The following is a 1,181-nucleotide window of genomic DNA, read 5'->3' as shown; positions in this document are numbered from 1 at the left end:
AAAAATTTGAGCGTAAGAAGCCGCACGTAAACGTAGGCACAATAGGTCACGTAGACCATGGCAAGACAACATTGACAGCGGCCATAACAACGATTATGGCAAAGAAATATGGTGGTACAGCGAAAGCATACGATCAAATTGATGCTGCGCCAGAAGAAAGAGAGCGAGGGATTACGATATCAACGGCACATGTTGAATATGAATCAGCCAACAGACACTATGCGCACGTTGATTGTCCTGGTCATGCTGACTATGTCAAGAATATGATTACTGGTGCAGCGCAAATGGATGGAGCGATATTAGTGGTGTCTGCAGCGGATGGTCCAATGCCCCAAACAAGAGAACATATATTATTGTCTCGTCAAGTAGGTGTCCCATACATAGTTGTGTTTATGAACAAAGCGGACATGGTAGATGATCCAGAATTGCTAGAGTTAGTAGAGATGGAAGTTCGTGACCTGTTAAGCAGTTATGATTTTCCTGGAGACGATATACCCATAGTAGTTGGCTCTGCATTGAAAGCATTGGAAGGAGAAGATAGTGATATAGGAGTCAAGGCTATTGAGAAGTTAGTTGAGACAATGGATTCCTACATCCCAGAGCCAGTAAGGAATATAGACAAACCATTTTTATTACCGATTGAAGATGTATTTTCAATTTCTGGACGCGGAACAGTAGTCACAGGACGTGTTGAGAGCGGAATAATTAAGGTTGGAGAAGAAGTAGAAATTGTTGGAATAAGAGACACCCAAAAGACGACTTGTACAGGTGTTGAAATGTTCCGGAAATTGCTTGACGAAGGACGAGCTGGTGATAACGTAGGTGTATTGCTACGTGGTACGAAGCGAGATGAAGTGGAACGTGGACAAGTGTTGGCTAAACCGGGTACAATCAAGCCGCACACCAAGTTTGAAGCAGAAGTATACGTACTATCAAAAGAAGAAGGAGGGCGTCATACTCCATTCTTTAATGGTTACCGTCCACAATTTTACTTCAGAACAACTGACGTAACAGGAACCTGTGATTTACCATCAGGAGTTGAAATGGTGATGCCAGGTGATAACGTACAATTGACTGTTAGCTTGCATGCCCCAATTGCGATGGATGAAGGTTTACGCTTCGCAATTAGAGAGGGTGGTCGTACTGTTGGTGCCGGCGTTGTCGCTAAAATAATCGAGTAA

At 43.4% G+C, this 1,181-nt stretch carries 1 protein-coding gene; it reads left to right on the top strand.

Annotated elements, in window-relative coordinates; genetic code table 11:
* Positions 1-1,181, top strand: a 1,181-nt coding sequence (gene tuf / locus OK13_RS13655; RefSeq protein ID WP_035891739.1) for an elongation factor Tu, incomplete at its 5' end; no start/stop codon positions are given.

The organism is Legionella norrlandica (assembly GCF_000770585.1).
GTDB lineage: Bacteria > Pseudomonadota > Gammaproteobacteria > Legionellales > Legionellaceae > Legionella > Legionella norrlandica.
The sequence above is the reverse complement of the archived record's forward strand: the minus strand, read 5'-3'. Positions and strand labels throughout refer to the sequence as shown.